Genomic DNA, 20,249 nt, shown 5'->3' with positions numbered 1-20,249 from the left:
GGTACCGCTTTGAAAAAGCAAGAAATTTATGAACATATCGTTCGCATCCTGGACGAGAACTTCAGCATCGAGGCCGCGCGCATCACACCTGAGGCCAGGCTCTATGACGACCTGGATATCGACAGCATCGATGCGGTCGACCTGATCGTGCAGCTCAAGCCCCTGGTGGGTAAGCGCCTGAATGCGGAAGCCTTCAAGTCGGTGCGCACCGTGCAGGACGTCGTGGACGCGCTCTACCTGCTGGTCAACGAGGACCAGCAGGCCGCCTGAGCGCCATGGGCATGCGCAGCGCGCTGAACTGGGCCCTGGTCGGGCTGACCGTGCTCTACCCGCTGGTGGTGTACGCCACCATCGGGCGGGTTGCGCCCCAGTGGCTGGCGCTGTTGATCGTGGTGCTGGCTGTTGGGCGTGCGCTCATCGCCCAGCAGAAGTTTTGGTGGCTCGCGGCAGCAGGCGCCGCCGCGCTGGGCCTGGCTGCCTGGCTGGGCAACGATCCGCTGATGGTCAAGCTCTACCCCGTCTGGGTCAATGCAGTGCTGCTGGCGGTATTTGGCTACAGCCTCTTGCACCCGCCTTCGGTGGTCGAGCGCCTGGCGCGGCTGCAGGAGCCCGCATTGCCGGCATCCGGCGTGCGCTACACACGCAAGGTCACCTTGGTGTGGTGCCTGTTCTTTGTGCTCAATGGCGCAGTCGCTGCCATTACCGCACTCTGGGGCAGTGATGCCGTTTGGGCTTTCTATAACGGACTGCTGGCTTACCTCCTGATGGGATGCCTGATGGGCGGCGAGTGGCTGGTGCGGCGCCATGTGCGGCAGCCAGCGCCCGGGATGTGAACGCCATGGGACAAGGGGTGACGCAGTTGAAGCAGGGTGTGGCATTGGCCGACGTGGCCGTGGCGATGGCAGAGCAGGGCGCCCAGCGCCCCGTGGCCATGCGGGTCACACCAAGCGATGTCCAGGCCGTGGCGGGCGGCGAATGGCTGCAGATGGTGCGCTGCTGGTATGCCGCCTTTGCAGAGCTGCCCGGCCAGGAGATCGGCTTTTATTTTGACGATGCGCTGGAATTTTCGGCCGCGCTATGGGGGGCCTGGCATGCAGGCAAGACGCCAGTGCTGCTAAGCGATCTGCAGCCAGCGACCACCGATGCCCTGCTGCCCAGCCTGGCCGGTACTGCAGGGCTGCTGCCCGGCGCCGTGGCATCCGTGGCCGATGCTGCTGGCGATACGCCTTTGCTGGCCTTGGACAGGCATGCCATGCGCTTGGTGCTGTTCACGTCGGGCTCGACCGGCAAGCCCGAGCGCATTGTCAAGCAGCTGGCGCAGCTGGATGCCGAAGTCCAGGCGCTGGAGGCAGCCTTTGGTGCTGCGCTGGGCGGTGGGCCGCTACAGGTGCTGGCCACCGTGTCGCACCAGCATATTTATGGGCTGTTGTTCCGGGTGCTGTGGCCACTGTCGGCGGGCCGCATGCTCGGCACGGCCTTCGCGCGCTACCCCGAAGACCTGCTTGCGCAGTTCCGCCAGGCACCTGCGTGCCTGCTGGTGTCCAGCCCTGCGATGCTGGGCCGGCTGCCGCAGCAGCTGCCCTGGGGCAATGCGCCATCGCGTTTGCGCGCCATTTTTTCCTCAGGCGGGCCCTTGGCTGCCGAGGCCTCGGCCCACTGCCTGGCAGTGCTGGGGCATTCCCCGACGGAGGTGTTTGGCAGCTCGGAGACCGGTGGCATTGCCTGGCGGCGCCGCGCCGATTCAGGCGAGGTATGGCAAGCCTTGCCGGGTGTGGCCGTCGCGCTGGATGCGGACAGCGGTGTGCTCAAGGTGCGCTCACCGCATCTGCCCGATCCTGCAGTGTGGTGGCAGACCGCAGACCGGGCCAAGGCCAGCAGCGATGGGACCAGCTTTGTGCTACGGGGCCGGGTGGACCGGATTGTGAAAATTGCCGAAAAGCGCATTTCCCTGACCGCATTGGAGCAGTCACTGCAGGCCTGCGATTGGGTGCATACGGCCCGCGCGGTGCTGATCGAGCGCCGCGACTTGCCGACCCGCGTGGGCATGGTGCTGGCGCTGACGGAAGCGGGCTGGCAGCAGCTGCTTACCCATGGCCGCCAGGCCATGGCACAGGCCCTGCGTGCCTTGCTTGCTGATCGGGTAGAGCGGGTGGCGCTGCCACGCAGCTGGCGCTATGTCGAGCGCATGCCGATGAATGCGCAGAGCAAGGTTACCCAGCAAAGCCTGCTGGCGCTGTTTGATCCGATGATGCCCGCGCCGCAATGGATCCGCCGCAGCGCCACCGAGGCCTGCGCCCGCCTCCAGGTCGTGGCGGGCTTGCGTGTGCTGGATGGGCATTTTCCGCAGGCCTTGCTGGTTCCCGGCGTGGCCCAGCTGCATTGGGCGGTGACTTTGGCGCAGCAGGCTTTTGCATTAACAGCGGCCTATGGCCGGGGTGAAGTCATCAAGTTCCAGCAGCCGATCTTGCCGGGTGACGCCGTCGAGGTCGAGCTCCAGTGGTTGGAGGGCAAGGGCGCGGTCCAGTTCGCCATCCGTTCGGCGCGTGGCATGCATGCCAGCGGCCGGCTGCTGCAGGGCGTTTGAAGCATGCAGCACGCCATCATCACCATCATCCCGGTCTACAACCATCCCGACACGATGGCAGACATGCTGCGCGGTGTCCTGGCCAGCGGGCAGGATTGCATCATGGTCGATGATGGTTCGGAGGCGCGCTGCGCCGCCGTGCTAGATGCGCTGGCCGCCGAACATGCACCCCGGGTGGAGCTGCTGCGCCTGGCGCAGAACCAGGGCAAGGGCGCGGCCATGATCGCCGGCATGCGCCGCGCGCAGCAGCGCGGCTTCACGCACGCGGTGCAGATCGATGCCGATGGCCAGCATGCCACCGCCGACATCGCTGGCTTCGCCGCCCTGTCACGCCAGCATCCCTTGGCCATGGTCTGCGGTGCGCCGGTCTACGACCACAGCGTGCCCAAAGCCAGACTGTATGGCCGCTATGCCACCCATGTCTGGGTCTGGATCAATACCTTGTCCCTGGACATCCGCGACTCCATGTGCGGCTTCCGGGTCTACCCGCTGGCGTCCAGCTTGCGTGCCTGGGACAGCGCCCACATCGGGCGGCGCATGGAGTTTGATACCGAGATCCTCGTGCGCATGCACTGGCAGGGCGTGCCCTTTGTCACGCAGTTCACCCGCGTGACCTACCCGCAAGATGGCCTGTCCCACTTCCGGATGCTGCGTGACAACCTGCTGATCTCCAAGATGCATGCGCGCCTGTTTGCGGGCATGCTGTTGCGCAGCCCGGTGCTGCTGCTGCGCAAGCTGACGCGGCGGAGGGCGGTCTAATGGCAGGCGCATGCAACAAGGCCTCGCAGGCTTGTCCGCAGACGCCACCCACGCATTGGGCCCAGATCGGGGAGAGCAGTTTTGTCGCAGGCATGTGGCTGCTATACCAGATCCACCGGTTGTTGGGGCGTTGGCCGTTCTTGCTGTGCCTCTACCCGGTCGTCAGCTATTACTGGCTCAGCCGGCCTCTGGCCAGGCAGTCGTCGTTGGACTACCTGCAGCGCATGCAGCAAGCCCATGGCCTGTGGCCGCATTCGCCCGGTTGGCGGGAGAGCCTGCGCCACTTCCGCATGTTTGCGCAGGTCATTCTCGACAAGATGCTGGCCATCTCGGGCCGTTACCCTGCCTCCCGGGTGCAGGTTCTGGGGCAGCTGGCAGTCCAGGATTTGATCGCGCGTGGCCAGGGGGCCGTGTTCATCACTGCGCACATGGGCTGCATCGAACTGAGCCAGGTGCTGGCCGAGCAGCGCGCGGGTCTGCGGCTGAATGTGCTGGTGCACACCCGGCACGCGCAGCAATTCAACCGCATGCTGGCGCGCCTGTCACCGGGCAGCCAGGTGCGCTTCTTGCAGGTGACGGAGTTCAACGCAGCCACGGCCATCATGCTGGCCGAGCGCGTCAGCGCCGGGGAGTTCATCGCCATTGCGGGTGACCGGGTGCCGGTGCACGCGGGCAATACCGCACAGGCCCCGTTCCTGAGCGCGCAAGCGGCCTTTCCCACCGGTCCCTATGTGATAGCGGCGCTGCTCAAGTGCCCCTTGCTGCTGATGACCTGCACCCACGCCGGCGACGGCTATGCGCTGCAGATCGAGACCCTGGCCTCGCAGGTGGTGCTGCCCCGCGCTGGCCGCGAGCAAGCGCTGGCCCAGTATGCCGCCCGTTACGCGGCGGCGCTGGAGGCGCGGCTGCGCAGCGCGCCCTGGGACTGGTTCAATTTCTTTCCCTTCTGGGCGCAGGCCAACGCGCCGCAGCCCGTCACCCCTTTGGCACAGGCCCAGAAAAGTAGCTCCCCATGACACAGAACGTTCCACCCACGCTGATCCTCTTTGATGGCAGCCCGCTGCAGATCGAGCAGATCACGGCTATCGCCCAGGGCCAGGCGCAAGTGCAGCTCTCGCCCGATCCCCTGTTCCGCAGCCGCATACAGCGCGGCGCGGACTTTCTCGACCGGCTGTTGCGCGAAGATGGTGTGGTCTATGGCGTCACCACCGGCTATGGCGACTCCTGCACGGTTGAGATTCCGCCAGCGCTGATCCCCGATCTGCCGCACCACCTCTATGCCTACCACGGCTGCGGCATGGGCCGTTTTCTAACCGACGTGGAAACGCGCGCGGTGCTGGCCTGCCGCCTGGCCTCGTTATGCCGGGGCATGTCAGGCGTCAGCTGGGCGCTGCTGCAGCAGCTTGAGCACCTGATCGAGCACGATATCCTGCCGCGCATTCCTGCCGAAGGCTCGGTGGGCGCCAGTGGCGATCTCACCCCGCTGTCCTATGTGGCAGCGGTGCTCTGCGGTGAGCGTGAGGTGCTGTTCCGGGGCCAGGTTGTGCCCGCCGCGCAGGCCCTGCAAGATACCGGGGCGACACCATTGCGCCTGCGTCCCAAGGAAGGCCTCGCGCTGATGAATGGCACGGCCGTGATGACGGCGCTGGGCTGCCTGGCCTGGCAGCGCGCGGACTATGTCTCGCGCCTGGCTTGCCGCATCACGGCGGCCAATGTGGTTGCCATTGCCGGCAATGCCCACCATTTTGACGAGACGCTGTTTGCCGCCAAACCGCATACAGGCCAGCAGCGTGCCGCCGCACGCATCCGGGGCGACCTGGTGGCCGAGGCGCAGCTGCGCAACTCCCACCGCCTGCAGGACCGCTACTCGCTGCGTTGCGCACCGCATGTGATCGGCGTGCTCGAAGATGCCTTGCCCTTTTTGCGCCAACTGATCGAGGCAGAGCTCAACTCGGCCAACGACAACCCGCTGATCGAGCCCGATGAGGAGCGGGTGCTGCATGGCGGCCATTTCTATGGCGGCCATATTGCACTGGCCATGGATACCTTGAAGAACACGGTGGCCAATATTGCCGATCTGCTGGACCGGCAGCTCGCACTGCTGGTGGACACGCGCTACAGCCAGGGCCTGCCATCGAACCTGTCGGGCTCGCAGGGCGCAACGCAGCCGATCAACCATGGTCTCAAGGCGCTGCAGATCAGTGCCTCGGCCTGGACGGCCGAGGCCCTCAAACAGACCATGCCGGCTTCGGTGTTCTCGCGCTCGACCGAGTGCCACAACCAGGACAAAGTGAGCATGGGCACGATTGCCGCGCGCGATGCGCTGCGGGTGCTGGAGCTGACCGAGCAGGTGCTGGCGGCCATGTTGATCGCCGCGCGCCAGGCAGTGCCGTTGCGTGAGCGCATCCAGCCCGATGTGCCGGTGGGTCCCGCCATGCGTGCCTGGATTGCCGACCTGGCCGGCCGCGTGGCGCTGGTCGACGAAGACCGTGCGCTGGACCGCGATCTGCACCAGCTGCTGAGCGGCATCCGTGCCCAAACCTGGAGCCTGTATGCCGACTGAAAGAGAAATGGCCTCGCGCGAGCGCCTGTCCTGCGACATCGAAATCACGCCGGCGTTCTATGACATCGATGTGATGGAGATCGTCTACCACGGCAACTATGTGCGCTTTCTGGACCTGGCCCGCAGCGCTTTGCTGGCCCAGTTCGACTACGACTACCCGCGCATGCGCGATTCGGGCTTTGGCTGGCCGGTGGTGGACATGCGCCTCAAATACGTGCGCCCGGCCGTCTTCGGCCAGCGCCTCAAGATCAAGGCCAGCATCACGGAGTGGGAGAACCGCTTGCGCATTGACTACCTGATCCGCGATGCGCAGACCGGCGAAAAGCTCAATTCGGCCTACACGATCCAGGTGGCCGTCGACATGCAGACGCGCGAAATGCGCTATGTCTGCCCGCCAGTGCTGTGGGAACGGCTGGGGGTTGCGCCATGAAGGCCTGGATTCTGTGCATGGCGCTGGCTACGGGGATCGCCCCGGCCTTCGCCCAAACGGCCGCTGCGGCCCCAACGGAGTCAACAGGCCAGGACCTGTTGGTGCAGGTGCGCCAGCAGCTCAAGGATGCGCCTGTGGTGCGCGGCCAGTTCACGCAGGAGAAGACGGTCAAGGGCTTCAAGCAGCCATTGCGTTCTTCGGGCGAGTTCGTGGTGGCCAAGGGCCTGGGCATCGTCTGGCATGTGCGCAAGCCCTTCGAGTCGAGCCTGGTGGTCAAGCCCGACAGCCTGCAATCGCGCCGCGCCGATGGCTCCCTGAGCATGCAGATGCGTGCCGAGGACGAGCCGGTGCTGCGCACGGTAAACGCCATGCTGTTTGCCGTCATGTCGGCCGATCTGGTGCAGCTGCACCATTTGTTTGAGGTCAGCGGCAAGGCGCAGGCTTCGGGCTGGCAGATGCGTTTGCTGCCCCGCGACCCGATGCTGGCGCAGTGGCTGGCCTCGATCGAGCTGGAAGGCGGGCAGTTTGTGCGTGAAGTGCGTCTGCAGGAGGCCAGGGGCGATAGCAGCCTGATTCGCATCCAGGGGGCCGAGGCCGCGTCCCAGGCCAGCGATGCCGAGCTGGCGCAGTTCCGCTGAAGGATGAAGGTTTGATGACTGCTACCCCACAGACTGCCGCTGACTGCGGCCACCAGGAGCGGCCTGCCGGCCTGCTGTGGCGTGCCGCTGCACTGCTGTGGCTTTTGCTGGTGCTGGCCGTTGGCGCGCACCAATGGCATTTCTGGAAGCAGGGCCGCATCGACACCGATGTGCTGGCCCTGCTGCCAGTCAATGAACGCGCGCCCGATGTGGCGCAGGCCACGCAGCAGCTGGCCGAGCAGATCCAGCGCCAGGTCGTGGTGCTGTTGGGCACCGAGCAATGGGAGCAGACGCGAGCGGCGGCGCAGACCTTTCGCGCGGTATTGCGCCAGCACCCTCAAGCGCATCTGCAGGAAGCGGCGATGGCCAGGGATGTGTCACTGCAGTCGGCGCTGGGCTTCTACCAGCCCTGGCACACGGCGCTGCTGACGCCTGCGCAGCGTGCCGAGCTGCGCGCGTCCAGCGATGAGGCCCTGGTCCAGCGCGCGCTGCAGGGCCTGTACCAACCTGCCACGCAGGCCCGCCTGACCGACTGGGTGAACGATCCGCTCGGCCTGTGGACGCAGTGGTGGTCGGTCCGCGCTGCACAGAGCCCGGCCCGGCCGAGGGATGCCGAGCTGTGGGTGGCTGCGCGGGGCAAGCAATGGGTGGTGCTGCAGTACACGCTGGATGGCTCGGCCTTCAGCCTCTCGGGGGAGCCGGTGATTGGCTCGGCGATGGACGATGCGCTGGCCCAGGTGCGCCGGCAAGCGCCCGATGCCCAGATGATCATGGCGGGCGTGCCGCTGCATGCCGAGGCTGCTGCCGTGCAGGCCAATGGCGAGATCCATGTGATTGGCTGGGGCTCGCTGGCGGGCGTGCTGCTGCTGGCCTGGATCGCGTTTCGTTCGCTGCGGCCGGTGCTGCTGGTTGGGCTGTCGCTGCTGATTGGCTGCGCGGTGGCGCTGAGCGTGACCGACCTGGTCTTTGGCAAGGTGCATCTGCTCACCCTGGTGTTTGGTGCCAGCCTGGTCGGCGTGGCAGAGGACTACGGCATCCACTACTTTGCTTCGCGCCAGGGTGCACCCGGCCGCGCACCGCATGCGCTGATGCGTGGCCTGCTACCCGCGCTCTTGCTGGCGCTGGGCACCAGCGCCATCGCCTATGTGGCTTTGGGCATGGCGGCGTTCCCGGGCCTGCGGCAAATGGCCCTGTTCTCGGTGGTCGGACTGGCGGCGGCGATGCTGACGGTGGTTTGCTGGTTCCCCTGGTTGGATCGGGGCCAGGTGGCGGGCAATGCGGCTGCGCAGTGGATCGGCAGGACCATGTGGTGGTGGCCGCGCTGGCGATCGGCACCGCCCTGGTCACTGGCGCTGTGCGCGCTGGCGCTGCTGTGGATCACGCAGGGCCATCTGCTGCAGCCGCGCGACGATGTGCGCCAACTGCAGAACAGCTCGCCCCAGCTGCTGCAGCAGCAGATACAGGTCAGCCAGATGCTGGGACTGCCCAGCCCGGCGCAGTTCTACCTGGTCAAGGCCGCAAGCCCTGAGGCCTTGCTGCAGCAGGAAGAGGCACTGAAGGAGCGGCTGGATGCACTGGTCGCGCAGCAGCACATCGCAGGCTACAGCGCCGTCTCGGACTGGGTGCCATCGCAGCAGATGCAGCAGCGCAACGCCCAGCTGGTGCAGCATGCCAACCAGGTGGTGCTGGCTGGCGTGAATGCACAGCTCGGTGAGGCCTTCGAGGCGGCGGCTGCGGGCAGCCCGCAGGAGCCGCTGACGCTGCAGGCCTGGCTGGCGCAACCGATATCGGCCGCTGCGCGCCCGCTGTGGCTGGGTGAGCACGATGGGGCCTACCGCAGCATGGTGATGTTGCGCGGAGTGCGTGGCCAGGCAGCCTTGCCGGCGCTGGAGGCCGCTGCCCAAGGCCTGACCGCCGTGACCTGGGTGGACAAGCCTGCGGAGATAACCGAATTGCTGCAGCGCTACCGCATCTCGATGACCGAGCTGCTGGTGGTGGGCCACCTGCTGGTGCTGGCTGCCCTGTGTCTGCGCTTTGGCCGCAGCGCCTGGCGTGCCTGGTTGCCGACCGTGCTGGCCAGCCTGGCTGTCGTCATCACCATGGCACTGATGGGCGAGCCCTGGCAGCTGTTCAATGTGCTGGCGCTGATGCTGCTGCTGGGCGTGGGCATTGACTACGGCATCTATTTACAGGAACACGAGAACGATCCGCAGGCCTGGCTGGCGGTGGTCATCGGCGCTGCCAGCACCTGGCTGTCGTTTGGTCTGCTGGGGCTGTCGCAGACGCCAGCATTGCGCGCCTTTGGCGTGACCTTGATGCTGGGCCTGCCGATGGTGCTGCTGCTGGCGCCGCTGTTCCGTGCGGAAGCCGCGCCGCTGCCTGCGGCTGAGAAAGGATGAATGGCCTATGGGCAAGACCGAGCAAACTGAGATTCTGATCATCGGCGCCGGCCCTTCGGGGGCGGTGGCTGCAGGTCTGCTGCGCAAGCAGGGCCGCCAGGTGCTGGTAATCGAGAAAGAGACTTTTCCGCGCTTTTCCATTGGTGAAAGCCTGCTGCCCCAGAGCATGCAGTACCTCGCGGAAGCAGGCATGCTGCAGGAGGTGGTCGAGGCCGGCTTCCAGCACAAGAATGGCGCTGCCTTTGCGAAGGGGCCGTTGTGCAGCGATTTTGACTTTCGCGACAAGTTCTCGCCGGGCTGGGGCACCACCTACCAGGTGCCGCGCGGGCCGTTTGACAAGCTGCTGGCCGATGCTGCAGAAAAGGCCGGCGCCGAGATCCGCTACGGCCATGCGGTGACGGCTGTAGATGTGGACGCTGAGCGGCCCCTGGTACAGGTGCGCGGCGAAGGCGGTGAGAACTACGCCGTCAGTGCGCGCTATCTGCTCGATGCCAGTGGTTTTGCGCGCACCCTGCCACGCCTGCTGGGCCTGGAGCGGCCGTCTGATTTTCCGGTGCGTGGGGCCTTGTTCACGCACGTTGAGGACCGCATCGCGCTGGAGGACATGGACCGGCACAAGATCCTCATCACCGTGCATCCCGAGCACCACGGGGTCTGGTTCTGGACCATTCCGTTCTCCGACGGCCGCAGCTCGCAAGGGGTAGTCGCCACGCCGGAGTACCTGGCGCGCTACCCAGGCACTGAAGTCGAACGCCTGCGCGCCATTATTGCCGAGGTGCCCACGCTGGCCAAGGTGCTGCGACAGGCCGTATGGGATACGCCCGGGCGTTCGCTGACGGGCTATGCAGCCAATGTCACCTCGCTGTGGGGCAAGAACTATGCGCTGCTGGGCAATGCGGGTGAGTTTCTCGACCCCGTCTTCTCCAGCGGCGTGACGATCGCGATGAGGTCGGCCAGCCTGGCCGCCGGCTGCATTGGCCGTGCCTATCTGGGCGAGACGGTGGATTGGCAGGCGAACTATGCGCTGCCGCTGCAGGCCGGTGTCGACACCTTCCGGGCCTTTGTAGCTGGGTGGTACGAGGGGGGCTTTCAGGATGTGATCTTCCATGACCAGCACGCGCCGGAGATTCGCCGCATGATCGCCTCCATCCTCGCCGGCTATGCCTGGGACCGCAGCAATCCCTATGTGGCCGAGCCCCAGCGCCGCCTGGATGTATTGCGCCAGCTGTGCCAGCAGACCGTGCCGGAGGTGGTGGCATGAAGGCGCTGGGCATGCTGGGCACGGCTCTTTTGCTGGCCGGTTGCGCGCTGCAGCCAGCGCCGCAGCGCGAATCCACGGCCCAAGCAGCCCAGGCATCGCCCCGGCTGGCGCTGGCGCTGGCGCTGGCGCCGGCAGCCTTGGGTTGCTCGGCGGCGGTGCAGCAGCGCCTGACGGTGCAGCCCCCGGGCCAGGCTGCGAAGGAACTCGAAGCCTTGCTGGAAGTGGATGCGCACAGCATGAAGCTGGCGATCCTGAACCTGGGCCAGATGGTGGGCACGCTGGAATGGGATGGTGTGCAGCTCCAGCCCCAGCTGTCACGCTGGTGGCCGGCGGTGCTGGAGCCCGAGCAGGTGCTCAGGGATGTGCAGCTGGCGTTCTGGCCGCCCCAGGCGATTTCGGCCGCGCTGCCCGAGGGCTGGTCCTTGGCAGTGTCTGCAGCCGGGCGGGTGTTGCAGTACCGGGGCAGCGAGCGGGTGAGGGTACGCGCTGCAGGTGCTAATGCCCTGGAGCTGGTGTACCAGCAGGGCGCCTGGTCGCTGCGTATCGACAGCCCGGGCGGTGCCGATCTGTGCAGCAACGCGGCGGAGGCACCATGACGGCTGCCACGGTCTATCTAAATGCAAGCTCAGCGATCAGCGCGGCCGGTGGCACGCCGGAGGCATTGCGTGCCAACCTGTTTGCGCCGGCCTTGCCGCCGACCTTGACGGCCACCGAGGCCTATTCGCCTGGGCGGACGCTGATGCTGGGCTGCCTGCCGGCGGATGCCGTGCTGCCGGCGCTGGACTTTGCACCGCCTCAGCAGCGGTCGCGCAACAACGCCCTGGCTTGGGCGGCCATGCTGCCACTGCGCCCGCGCATCGATGCGCTGGTGGCGCGTTGCGGCCCGCAGCGGGTGGCGCTGATCGTCGGCACCAGCACCGGCGGCCTGGACGAAGGGGCGTTGGCTGCAGACAGCTACCGTTGCACCGGGGCTTTTCCCCCCGGTTTTGACTACGCCGTGCAGGAGCTGGGCAATGTGGCCGCGTTTCTGGCCTCCGCGCTGGGCGTTGCTGGCCCCGCCTATGTGATCTCGACAGCGTGTTCCTCCGGTGCCAAGGCCCTGGCCAGTGGTGCAAGGCTGCTGCGTGCTGGGATGGTGGATGCGGTGATTGCCGGCGGTGTGGATGCGCTCAGCCCGTTCACAGTGGCCGGCTTCAGTGCGCTGGAGGCGGTGTCCGCCCAGCGCTGCAATCCGCTGTCCCTGCACCGGCAAGGCATCAACCTGGGCGAAGCGGCTGCCTTTTTTGTGATGACGCGCGACGCCGGGCCGGTGCGGCTGGCGGGCTGGGGCGAGAGCCAGGATGCGCACCACATGTCTGCGCCTGACCCGAGTGGGCGCGGGGCGCTGTCGGCCATGCAGCAGGCGCTGCAAGGTGCCGGCATGCAGCCAGCCGCGCTCGATTACATCAATCTGCATGGCACGGCCACGCCACACAACGACGCGATGGAAAGCCTGGCGGTGCGTGCGCTGGTAGGCGAGGGCTGCGCGGTCAGCTCCACCAAGCCGCTCAGCGGCCACAGCCTGGCTGCCGCAGGTGCGCTGGAGGCCGCCTTTTGCTGGCATGTGCTGCATGACAACCCGCAGGGCCGTTTGCCCGTGCATTGGTGGGATGGTGAGCCCGACCCGGCCCTGCCGGCGCTGCAGGTGGTGGGGCCGCAAACAGCCCTGGGCTGCGCGCCGCAGGCGGTGCTGAGCAACTCCTTTGCCTTTGGCGGCAGCAATTGCGCGCTGCTGTTGGCGGCGGGCTGACCCATGGACGAACCACAAGCAATGACTGAGATGCTGCCCATCGAGAACTATGTACCCCACCGTGGCGCGATGCTGCTGATCGACCGCCTGCTGGCGGCCGACGCAGACGGTGCGACCGCCGAGCTGCAGGTGCCGCGCGACGGTCTCTTTCTGCAGGACGAAGGAATGCCCGCCTGGGTGGGGCTGGAGTACATGGCGCAGACCGTGGCGGCCTGGGCCGGATGGCGTGCGTTGCAGGCCGGTCTGCCTGTGAAACTGGGCTTTTTGCTCGGCACGCGCAAGTTCGAGGCCACAGCACTTTTCTTTGCGCCAGGCACCCGGCTGCAGGTGCAGGCGCAGTGCGAACTGATCGCAGAAAACGGACTGGGCATGTTTGCATGCAGCATCCGTGCGGACGGCCAGGTGTATGCCACGGCCCGCATTTCGGTCTTTGAACCTGAAGACGGCAGTGCCTACGTGCAGGCGCTGCAAACGACTGAGAATTGAATGACAACCCAATCCCTCTCCAAGGGCACCGTGTTGGTGACCGGCTCCAGCCGAGGCATAGGCCGTGCTATAGCGCTGCGACTGGCGCGCGATGGTTTTGACCTGGTCGTGCACTGCCGCAGCGGCCTGACGCAGGCGCAAGCGGTCGTGCACGATATCGAGGCGCTGGGCCGCACCGCCCGCTTGCTGCAGTTTGACGTGGCCGACCGCAGCGCAGCCAGTGCCGCGCTGGAGGCCGATATGGCAGAGCACAGAGCCTACTACGGCGTGGTCTGCAATGCCGGCATTGCGCGCGATGGTGCCTTTCCGGCGATGACCGGCGAGGACTGGGATGCTGTGGTGCACACCAATCTGGATGCCTTCTACAACGTGCTGCACCCGGTCGTCATGCCGATGGTGCGCAGACGTGCGGCCGGGCGTATCGTCACCTTGGCATCGGTGTCGGCCTTGATGGGCAACCGGGGCCAGACCAACTACAGCGCGGCCAAGGCGGGGGTGATCGCGGCCACCAAGTCGCTGGCCATCGAGCTGGCCAAGCGCGACATCACCGTCAACTGCGTGGCTCCCGGGCTGATCGACACCGAGATGGTCAGCGAAGAAGTGCTGGCGCACGCGATCGACTTGATCCCCATGCGCCGCATGGGCGCGGTGGATGAGGTCGCTGGGGTGGTGGCCTTTTTGATGGGGCCGGATGCGTCCTATGTGACCCGGCAAGTCATATCAGTCAATGGAGGCATGCTGGGATGAGCAATGACAACCACAGCGCCAAGCGCCGTGTCGTGGTGACGGGCATCGGCGCCCTGAGCCCGCTGGGCCATGATTGGCAGACCGTCCGGCATCAGCTGCACAGCGGGCGCAATGCGGTCCGCGTGATGCATGAGTGGCAGGACATCGAAGGCCTGAACACCCAGCTGGGCTGTACCGTGCCTGACTTTGCGCTGCCCGCGCACTACAACCGCAAGACCTTGCGCAGTATGGGCCGGGTGGCGCTGATGGCCACCCGCGCAAGCGAGCTGGCACTGGAGAATGCCGGTCTGCTGGGCCACCCGCTGCTCAGGAGCGGGAGTATGGGCGTGGCCTATGGTTCCTCGGCGGGCACGCCAGCGGCCATTGGTGATTTTGGCCGCATGATCATGGACCGCACTACCGAGGGCATCAACGCCAATACCTACATCAAGATGATGTCGCACACGGCTGCGGTCAACATCGGCGTGTTCTTAGGCTTGACGGGCCGGGTGATCACCACCTCCAGCGCCTGCACCTCCGCCAGCCAGGGTATTGGCTATGCGTTCGAGGCGATCCAGAGCGGCAAACAATTGGCCATGCTGGCCGGCGGCGCCGAGGAGCTTGATGCCACGCAAGCGGCGGTCTTTGACACCTTGTTTGCCACCAGCGTGAAGAACGACACGCCCGGGCTGACGCCACGGCCCTTTGATGCCGGGCGCGATGGCCTGGTGCTGGGAGAGGGCGCCTGCACCTTTGTGCTGGAGGAGCTGGCGCATGCGACAGCGCGGGGCGCGCCCATCATCGCCGAGCTGATTGGCTTTGGCAGCAACTGCGACGGCACGCATGTGACCCATCCCAACCCGGCCACGATGGCGCAGGCCATGCGGCTGGCACTGCAGGATGCGGAACTGACGCCCGCAGACATCGGCTATGTGAATGCGCACGGCACCGCCACCGAACAGGGCGATATCGCCGAGTCGGCCGCGACCTTCGATGTCTTTGGCGACCGGGTGCCGGTGAGCACGCTCAAGGGCTTCATGGGCCATACCTTGGGCGCCTGCGGCTCGCTGGAGGCCTGGATGACCCTGGAGATGATGCGCGAGGGCCTGTTCGCCCAGAACGCGAACCTCGACCGGGTGGACGAGCGCTGCGCTGCACTCGACTACATCACCGGCCAGCCCCGGGCCCTCGGTACCGATGTGGTGATGAGCAACAACTTTGCCTTTGGTGGCATCAATACCTCGCTGATCTTCAGGCGCTGGATGCCCTGAGTTCGTCCTCTACCCATCCACAACTCGGAAATGAGAAAAACATGAACCTCTTAAAAACCTCCAGCTGCATTCTGGCCTTGGCACTGTGCTCCGGCGCTGCCATGGCACGCCAGGCAGTTTTGATTGACCACCCAAAGATTCTCTTGCTGGCCGATGGCCCGCCGCTGACCGAACAACAGGTACGCGCCAGAATCATCAATGCCGCGCAGAACATTGGCTGGCAAGCCACCAAGGATGATCCTGGCCATATGGAGCTGATGTATGACAAGGCCGGCCAGTACCAGGCTTACATCGAGGTGAACTACGACGCAGCGGGCTTTGACATCAACTATTTGCGTAGCAACAACCTGAACTATGAGGAGCGCGACGGCCAGCGCAGGATCCACCCGGGCTACAACCGCTGGATCAAGAACCTGAACAAGCAGATCAGCGCGCCCGTGGCGCCCGTACCTGCTGCACCCGGAGCTGAACAATGAACGCCCTGAAATTTGCCTGCGCGCTGCTGCTGGCCTGCGGTAGCCTGGGCGCTGCCCATGCGCGCGATACCCGCTTGCTGGTACCGCTGGAAGAAGTCGTCCAGATGGGCCTGGCCGATGGCAAGCTCGACGGCAGCGTCACCTTCCACCTGTCTGGCGCTGCAACCCCGCCCATCCAAGAAGCGCTGGGCGACGATGTCTCCAACAAAAAAACCAATGGCGTCGGCAAGGACGACCTGACCGCCTGCCGCTGGGCCGCGCTGTCGGCGCTGATCGCTTTCCAGGCGTCTGCCAAGAAACGGGGGGCCGACGCGGTGGTGGACATGCACAGCGTGTACAAGGGCAACACCGTCAAAGACCCCGTCAACTTTGAATGCCATGCGGGCAACATCGTTGTGGGTGTGGCCCTCAAGGGCAGCTACGCCAAGACGCGTTAGAGCGGGAATGCTTCTGTGTCCCATCGGCTGCTGCTGGTCTCACAGGCCTCGTTGGAGGGCGCGGTGCAGGCCAGTGCACCGCCGCAGTGGTTGAGCGCCTCGGAGCAGGCGCGCCTGGCGCAGATGGCGGCGCCGGCGCGCCGCGCCGAGTTCATCGCCTGCCGCTATGCGCTGCGGTTGCTGCTGGCGGGCGACGGGCGGCGGATTGCCGATTGGTCGCTGGAGGCGCCGGCTGGGCAGCCGCCGCGTCTTTCAGCAAGCACAGGCGCGGGCTTGCATTTGTCACTGTCCCACAGCCATGGCTGGATCGCCTGCGCGCTGGCGCCTGAGCCGGTCGGCATCGATATGGAGCTGATCACCCGCAGGCCGGCCAGCGCCATCGCTGACCTGGCCCAGCTGGCCTGCACACCGAACCAGCGCAAGGAGCTGGCGCAGATCGCCAGCCTTGCACAGTGCCAGCAGCGCTTTGTGCAGCTCTGGAGCCTGAAGGAGGCCTGGTTCAAGCTGCGCGGGACGGGGGTGGACTTCGCCATGCTGCCGCGCCTGGTCTGCCAGCCGGCCCCCGCTGCAGCCGTGCAAGGCGCTGTGGACGGTGCCCATGCCTGGGCATGGGTGACAGCGACGCCTGCGGGCCAAGCGGCAATAGTGTCGGTATGCACCGGCAGTCCCGTTGCGCACTGGGCGCTGCATGCGCAGTCCCATCTGCCGCTGCCTGCCGCCCAGCGCTTTTGCATCGGCCTGGTGGGCTGAGTCTGAGGTTTAAGCAATACCGCCATTGGCGCGCAGCACCTGGCCGTTGATCCAGCCGGCGCTCTTGCTGGCCAGAAAGGCGACCACGGCGGCGATGTCTTCGGGCTCGCCCAGGCGCTCCAGCGGCGGCATCTTGGCAAAGTGCTCGATCTGCGCTTCGCTCTTGCCGGCAAAGAACAGCTCGGTGGCCACTGGGCCCGGGGCCACCGCGTTGACGGTGATCTGGCGGCCGCGCAGCTCTTTGGCAAACACGCGGGTAAAAGCCTCTACCGCTGCCTTGCTGCCGTTGTAGATGGCGTAGCCGGGCATGTTCAGCGCCAGTGCGGTGGTCGAGAGGTTGATGATGCGGCCGCCGTCGTTGAGGCGCGTGGCTGCCTCGCGCAGGGTGTTGAACACGCCCTGGGTGTTGATTGCAAAGGTTTTGGCAAACAGCGTGTCGCTGGTTTCGGCCAGGGGGCTGGTGGTCAGCACGCCGGCGTTGTTGACGAGCACATCAATCTTGCCCAGTTGTTGCTCGACGGCGCCGAACATAGCCTGCACCTGCTCTGCCTGCGAGATATCAGCGCGGATGGCCATCGCCTGGCCACCTTCTTGCACCAGTGCCTGGGCCAGTGCCTCGGCCTCTTGCGCGTTGCTGGCGTAGTTGATGGCGATGGCATGGCCCTCTAGGGCCAGGCGGCGGGCAATCGTGGCGCCGATGCCGCGCGATGCGCCAGTGATCAGGGCGATGGATGTGGGTTGGGTCATGTCTGTTTTCCTGTCGTTGATGGAATGGCTGGATTTTTCACTATTCCATTCAAAAGATCATTGCCGTGATTTGAATTTTATAATTCGGTTTACTTTAATAATTACCGGACGCTGCAGCGTCCCTTTGGCCCATGGACCGCTTTCAGGAGATGCAAGTATTTGTGCGTGTGGCGGACCGCAGCAGCTTTGCGCAGGCGTCGGACGACTTGCAGATTCCGCGCGCCACGGTGACCAACCTGGTCCAGCGGCTGGAGGCGCGCGTGGGCGCGCGCCTGCTGGACCGCACCACGCGGCAGGTGCGTTTGACGCCCGAGGGCGAGGACTATTACCGCCGCTGCACCCGGCTGCTGGCCGATCTGCAGGAGGCGGAAAGCGCCTTTCGCCACGCGCCGCCGCAGGGCTTGCTGCGGGTCAACCTGCAGGGCACGTTGGCGCGCTACTTTGTGATGCCCCACCTGGGTGACTTTGCCGACCGCTACCCCGAGGTGCAACTGCACATGGCCGAAGACGACCGGCTGGTGGACCTGGTGCGCGAAGGGGTGGACTGCGTGCTGCGCGCTGGCAGCCTGCAAAGCTCATCGCTGATCGGGCGCCAGGTTGCATCGCTGCGCCAAGTGACCGTGGTCAGCCGTGGCTATGCCAAGCGCCATGGCCTGCCTGCGTCGCTGGATGAACTGCCCCAGCATGCCGCCGTAGCCTATGTCTCCAGCGCCACGGGCCGGCCGGTGGCGCTGGAGTTTTGTGTGGGCAAGCAGGTGGTGGAGCGGCGCCTCAAGCCCAGCATCACCGTCAACGGCGCTGACCTGTACACCGGTGCTGCGATGGCGGGCCTGGGGATGGTGCAGGTGCCGCGCTACCGCATTGCGCGGGCGCTGGAAGAGGGCGAGCTGCTGGAGGTGCTGCCCGATCTGCCTCCGCCGCCCATGCCGGTGTCGGTACTCCATCCCTACAGCCGCCAGCCTTCGGCTCGGGTACGGGTGTTCATCGACTGGCTGGCCGAGCGCTTTGCGCATGTAGGTTAGCGGCGACCGGCGACCGGCGACCGGCGGCCGGCGACCGGCGGCGGGGTGGCCGGGCTCTGCCATCGCTGTGCATGGCCGCCGATCCGTGCGATGATTTGTTCGATCTATAAATAGTTTTATTAATCAAACAAACTGCCCTGGCCTCCCGCTCTGGCAGATGGAGGGATAGCGATGCCTGGGTCATCCACCTTGCACCCCCGGGTGCTCTTTTGTGCGAATGCGAGGCGCCTTGCAGTGCTGGCCGCCATCGCAGGCCTGCCGTTGGCCGCTGTGGCGCAGCAGCTGCCTGCACCGGCAGAGGAGGGCGCCACCGGCACCTGGGCTGTTCAGCTCACGCCCTATGTCTGGGCCAGTGGGGTGGGCGGTGATCTGCGGCCCTTGCGGGGCGGCAGTGTGGTGTCGATGGACAAGCCGTTTTCCGAGGTGATGAAGGACCTGGATGCCGCATTCTTTCTGACCGGCTATGCCCGCAAGGACCGCCTGGTGCTGCTGGGCGACATCAGCTATTCGTCGAGTTCGCGCTCGGGCAAGTTGCCGCCCGGGCTGCCGGCATCGGGCAGTTTTCGCCAGGCCTCGGCGACGCTGGCAGCGGGCTACCGCGCCGTGTCAAATGCCGATATCAACCTGGATCTGCTGGCGGGCCTGCGCGCCTGGAGCGTCAAGGCCTCGGTCGATGTGGCGGGCGGCCTGGTGCAGGCCTCGCCCGAGAAGCGCTTTGTCGACCCCGTTCTGGGCCTGCGCGCCCATATCCCCATTGCGCCGCATTGGTCGGCTATTGCCTATGGCGATGTGGGTGGCTTTGGCCTAGGGTCGCGGGCCACGCACCAGGTCGCTGCCACCGTCAACTACCAGTGGAGCGAGCAGGCCTTTGTCTCGCTGGGCTACCGGGTGCTGACCCTGGACTACCGCCGGGGTGGCACGCGCATCGATGTGACGATGGCCGGGCCTTTGCTGGGGGCCACCTGGCGCTTTTAGGTTCCGCGCATAAAAAACCGGCACACAGCCTGAGGCGCTGTGTGCCAGTTTGCTCTTTTGCGCGGTTGCCTGCCGGGCAAGGGCTTGCTCAGGCAGGCCCGGGTCTTAGCGGTTGGACCGGGTCGCAATGCCCGCCACCACATGGGCAGGCGCTTCGGTGTAGCGCTTGAACTCCATCGTGTAGGTGGCACGGCCCTGCGTCATCGAGCGCAGCTGCGTGGCATAGCCAAACATCTCGGACAACGGAACCTCGGCCTTGATGCTCTTGCCGCCGCCGGCAATGTCGTCCATGCCTTGCACCATGCCCCGGCGCGACGACAGGTCGCCCATCACGGTGCCGGCATAATCTTCCGGCGTCTCCACCTCGACCGCCATCATCGGCTCCAGGATGACCGGGTTGGCCTTCTTCATGCCTTCCTTGAAGCCGAAGATGGCCGCCATCTTGAAGGCCTGCTCGGACGAGTCCACATCGTGGTACGAACCAAAGGTCAGGCGCACGCGCACATCCACCACCGGGTAGCCAGCCAGCACCCCGGTCGTCAGTGCCTCGCGCACCCCCTTCTCCACAGCGGGGATGTACTCGCGTGGCACCACACCGCCCTTGATCTCGTCGACAAAGGCAAAGCCTTCGCCGGACTCCATTGGCTCCAGGGTGAAGACCACATGGCCATACTGGCCCTTGCCGCCCGACTGGCGCACGAACTTGCCGTCCACATCCTTGACCGTATTGCGGATGGTTTCGCGGTAGGCCACCTGGGGCTTGCCCACATTGGCTTCCACGTTGAACTCCCGCTTCATCCGGTCCACGATGATCTCCAGATGCAGCTCGCCCATGCCGGCGATGATGGTCTGGCCCGATTCCTCATCGGTGCGCACGCGGAAAGAGGGGTCCTCGGCGGCAGATCGGAAGAGCACACGTCTGAACTCCAGTCACCG

21 protein-coding genes and 1 pseudogene are annotated in these 20,249 nt (G+C 65.9%); 20 read left to right on the top strand and 2 right to left on the bottom strand.

Annotation, left to right across the window (positions count from 1 at the left end; genetic code table 11):
* Positions 1-9: 9 nt before the first annotated feature.
* From ACHWUQ_RS01920 to ACHWUQ_RS01835, 18 genes are read left to right on the top strand one after another with little or no spacing between them, the layout of a single operon-like run.
* Positions 10-270, top strand: coding sequence for an acyl carrier protein (locus ACHWUQ_RS01920; protein ID WP_312408887.1), 261 nt, complete (start codon positions 10-12; stop codon positions 268-270).
* A 5-nt stretch (positions 271-275) separates the two neighbouring features.
* Positions 276-833: a hypothetical protein gene (locus tag ACHWUQ_RS01915; RefSeq protein WP_394680196.1), complete on the top strand. Its 558-nt coding sequence runs from the start codon at positions 276-278 to the stop codon at positions 831-833.
* A 17-nt stretch (positions 834-850) separates the two neighbouring features.
* A complete protein-coding gene (locus tag ACHWUQ_RS01910; protein WP_394680195.1) occupies positions 851-2,584 on the top strand; it encodes an AMP-binding protein in 1,734 nt (577 codons plus the stop codon).
* A 3-nt stretch (positions 2,585-2,587) separates the two neighbouring features.
* Positions 2,588-3,343: a glycosyltransferase family 2 protein gene (locus ACHWUQ_RS01905; protein ID WP_313336196.1), complete on the top strand. Its 756-nt coding sequence runs from the start codon at positions 2,588-2,590 to the stop codon at positions 3,341-3,343.
* Positions 3,343-4,359, top strand: coding sequence for an acyltransferase (locus ACHWUQ_RS01900; protein WP_394680194.1), 1,017 nt, complete (start codon positions 3,343-3,345; stop codon positions 4,357-4,359). The genes ACHWUQ_RS01905 and ACHWUQ_RS01900 overlap by 1 nt, the downstream gene beginning before the upstream one ends.
* Positions 4,356-5,906 carry a histidine ammonia-lyase gene (hutH, locus tag ACHWUQ_RS01895; RefSeq protein ID WP_394680193.1) on the top strand — a complete coding sequence of 517 codons (1,551 nt, stop codon included), beginning with the start codon at positions 4,356-4,358 and terminating at the stop codon, positions 5,904-5,906. Before ACHWUQ_RS01900 ends, hutH begins: the two co-directional genes overlap by 4 nt.
* Positions 5,896-6,336, top strand: coding sequence for an acyl-CoA thioesterase (locus ACHWUQ_RS01890; protein ID WP_394680192.1), 441 nt, complete (start codon positions 5,896-5,898; stop codon positions 6,334-6,336). Before hutH ends, ACHWUQ_RS01890 begins: the two co-directional genes overlap by 11 nt.
* On the top strand, positions 6,333-6,974 hold the full coding sequence (locus ACHWUQ_RS01885) for an outer membrane lipoprotein carrier protein LolA (protein WP_394680191.1): 642 nt from the start codon (positions 6,333-6,335) through the stop codon (positions 6,972-6,974). The genes ACHWUQ_RS01890 and ACHWUQ_RS01885 overlap by 4 nt, the downstream gene beginning before the upstream one ends.
* Positions 6,975-6,988: 14 nt before the next feature.
* On the top strand, positions 6,989-9,373 hold the full coding sequence (locus ACHWUQ_RS01880) for an MMPL family transporter (protein ID WP_394680190.1): 2,385 nt from the start codon (positions 6,989-6,991) through the stop codon (positions 9,371-9,373).
* Positions 9,374-9,380: 7 nt separating this feature from the next.
* Positions 9,381-10,634 (top strand): NAD(P)/FAD-dependent oxidoreductase, encoded by a 1,254-nt coding sequence (locus tag ACHWUQ_RS01875; protein WP_394680189.1) that lies wholly within the window; start codon positions 9,381-9,383, stop codon positions 10,632-10,634.
* On the top strand, positions 10,601-11,230 hold the full coding sequence (locus ACHWUQ_RS01870) for a DUF3261 domain-containing protein (RefSeq protein ID WP_394680188.1): 630 nt from the start codon (positions 10,601-10,603) through the stop codon (positions 11,228-11,230). Before ACHWUQ_RS01875 ends, ACHWUQ_RS01870 begins: the two co-directional genes overlap by 34 nt.
* Positions 11,227-12,423: a beta-ketoacyl-ACP synthase gene (locus ACHWUQ_RS01865; RefSeq protein WP_394680187.1), complete on the top strand. Its 1,197-nt coding sequence runs from the start codon at positions 11,227-11,229 to the stop codon at positions 12,421-12,423. The genes ACHWUQ_RS01870 and ACHWUQ_RS01865 overlap by 4 nt, the downstream gene beginning before the upstream one ends.
* A gap of 21 nt (positions 12,424-12,444) precedes the next feature.
* Positions 12,445-12,909, top strand: coding sequence for a hotdog family protein (locus ACHWUQ_RS01860; RefSeq protein WP_313336404.1), 465 nt, complete (start codon positions 12,445-12,447; stop codon positions 12,907-12,909).
* Positions 12,910-13,656, top strand: a complete 747-nt coding sequence (locus tag ACHWUQ_RS01855) for a 3-ketoacyl-ACP reductase FabG2 (RefSeq protein ID WP_394680186.1) — start codon at positions 12,910-12,912, stop codon at positions 13,654-13,656. It abuts the gene before it with no gap.
* The gene (locus tag ACHWUQ_RS01850) at positions 13,653-14,906 is read left to right on the top strand and encodes a beta-ketoacyl-ACP synthase (protein ID WP_394680185.1); all 1,254 of its coding nucleotides are present in this window, start codon (positions 13,653-13,655) and stop codon (positions 14,904-14,906) included. The genes ACHWUQ_RS01855 and ACHWUQ_RS01850 overlap by 4 nt, the downstream gene beginning before the upstream one ends.
* 41 nt (positions 14,907-14,947) lie before the next feature.
* Positions 14,948-15,382, top strand: coding sequence for a hypothetical protein (locus tag ACHWUQ_RS01845; protein WP_313336413.1), 435 nt, complete (start codon positions 14,948-14,950; stop codon positions 15,380-15,382).
* A complete protein-coding gene (locus ACHWUQ_RS01840; RefSeq protein WP_394680184.1) occupies positions 15,379-15,819 on the top strand; it encodes an excinuclease ATPase subunit in 441 nt (146 codons plus the stop codon). Before ACHWUQ_RS01845 ends, ACHWUQ_RS01840 begins: the two co-directional genes overlap by 4 nt.
* 15 nt (positions 15,820-15,834) lie before the next feature.
* Positions 15,835-16,569, top strand: a complete 735-nt coding sequence (locus tag ACHWUQ_RS01835) for a 4'-phosphopantetheinyl transferase family protein (RefSeq protein WP_394680183.1) — start codon at positions 15,835-15,837, stop codon at positions 16,567-16,569.
* A gap of 9 nt (positions 16,570-16,578) precedes the next feature.
* Here ACHWUQ_RS01835 and ACHWUQ_RS01830 read toward each other — a convergent pair whose 3' ends face one another.
* Positions 16,579-17,316 (bottom strand): SDR family oxidoreductase, encoded by a 738-nt coding sequence (locus tag ACHWUQ_RS01830; RefSeq protein WP_394680182.1) that lies wholly within the window; start codon positions 17,314-17,316, stop codon positions 16,579-16,581.
* 131 nt (positions 17,317-17,447) lie between these two features.
* Between ACHWUQ_RS01830 and ACHWUQ_RS01825 the strand changes: the two genes are divergently transcribed.
* Both ACHWUQ_RS01825 and ACHWUQ_RS01820 read left to right on the top strand, forming a co-directional pair.
* Positions 17,448-18,338, top strand: coding sequence for a LysR substrate-binding domain-containing protein (locus tag ACHWUQ_RS01825; protein WP_312462121.1), 891 nt, complete (start codon positions 17,448-17,450; stop codon positions 18,336-18,338).
* Positions 18,339-18,509: 171 nt separating this feature from the next.
* Positions 18,510-19,313: a hypothetical protein gene (locus ACHWUQ_RS01820; protein ID WP_394680181.1), complete on the top strand. Its 804-nt coding sequence runs from the start codon at positions 18,510-18,512 to the stop codon at positions 19,311-19,313.
* A gap of 105 nt (positions 19,314-19,418) precedes the next feature.
* Here ACHWUQ_RS01820 and fusA read toward each other — a convergent pair.
* Positions 19,419-20,225, bottom strand: a pseudogene (gene fusA / locus ACHWUQ_RS01815) (elongation factor G); the annotation flags it as partial.
* Positions 20,226-20,249: the final 24 nt, after the last annotated feature.

Source organism: uncultured Comamonas sp., assembly GCF_964277875.1.
GTDB lineage: Bacteria > Pseudomonadota > Gammaproteobacteria > Burkholderiales > Burkholderiaceae_C > Comamonas > Comamonas sediminis.
This window is presented reverse-complemented; position numbering and strand designations above follow the sequence as displayed.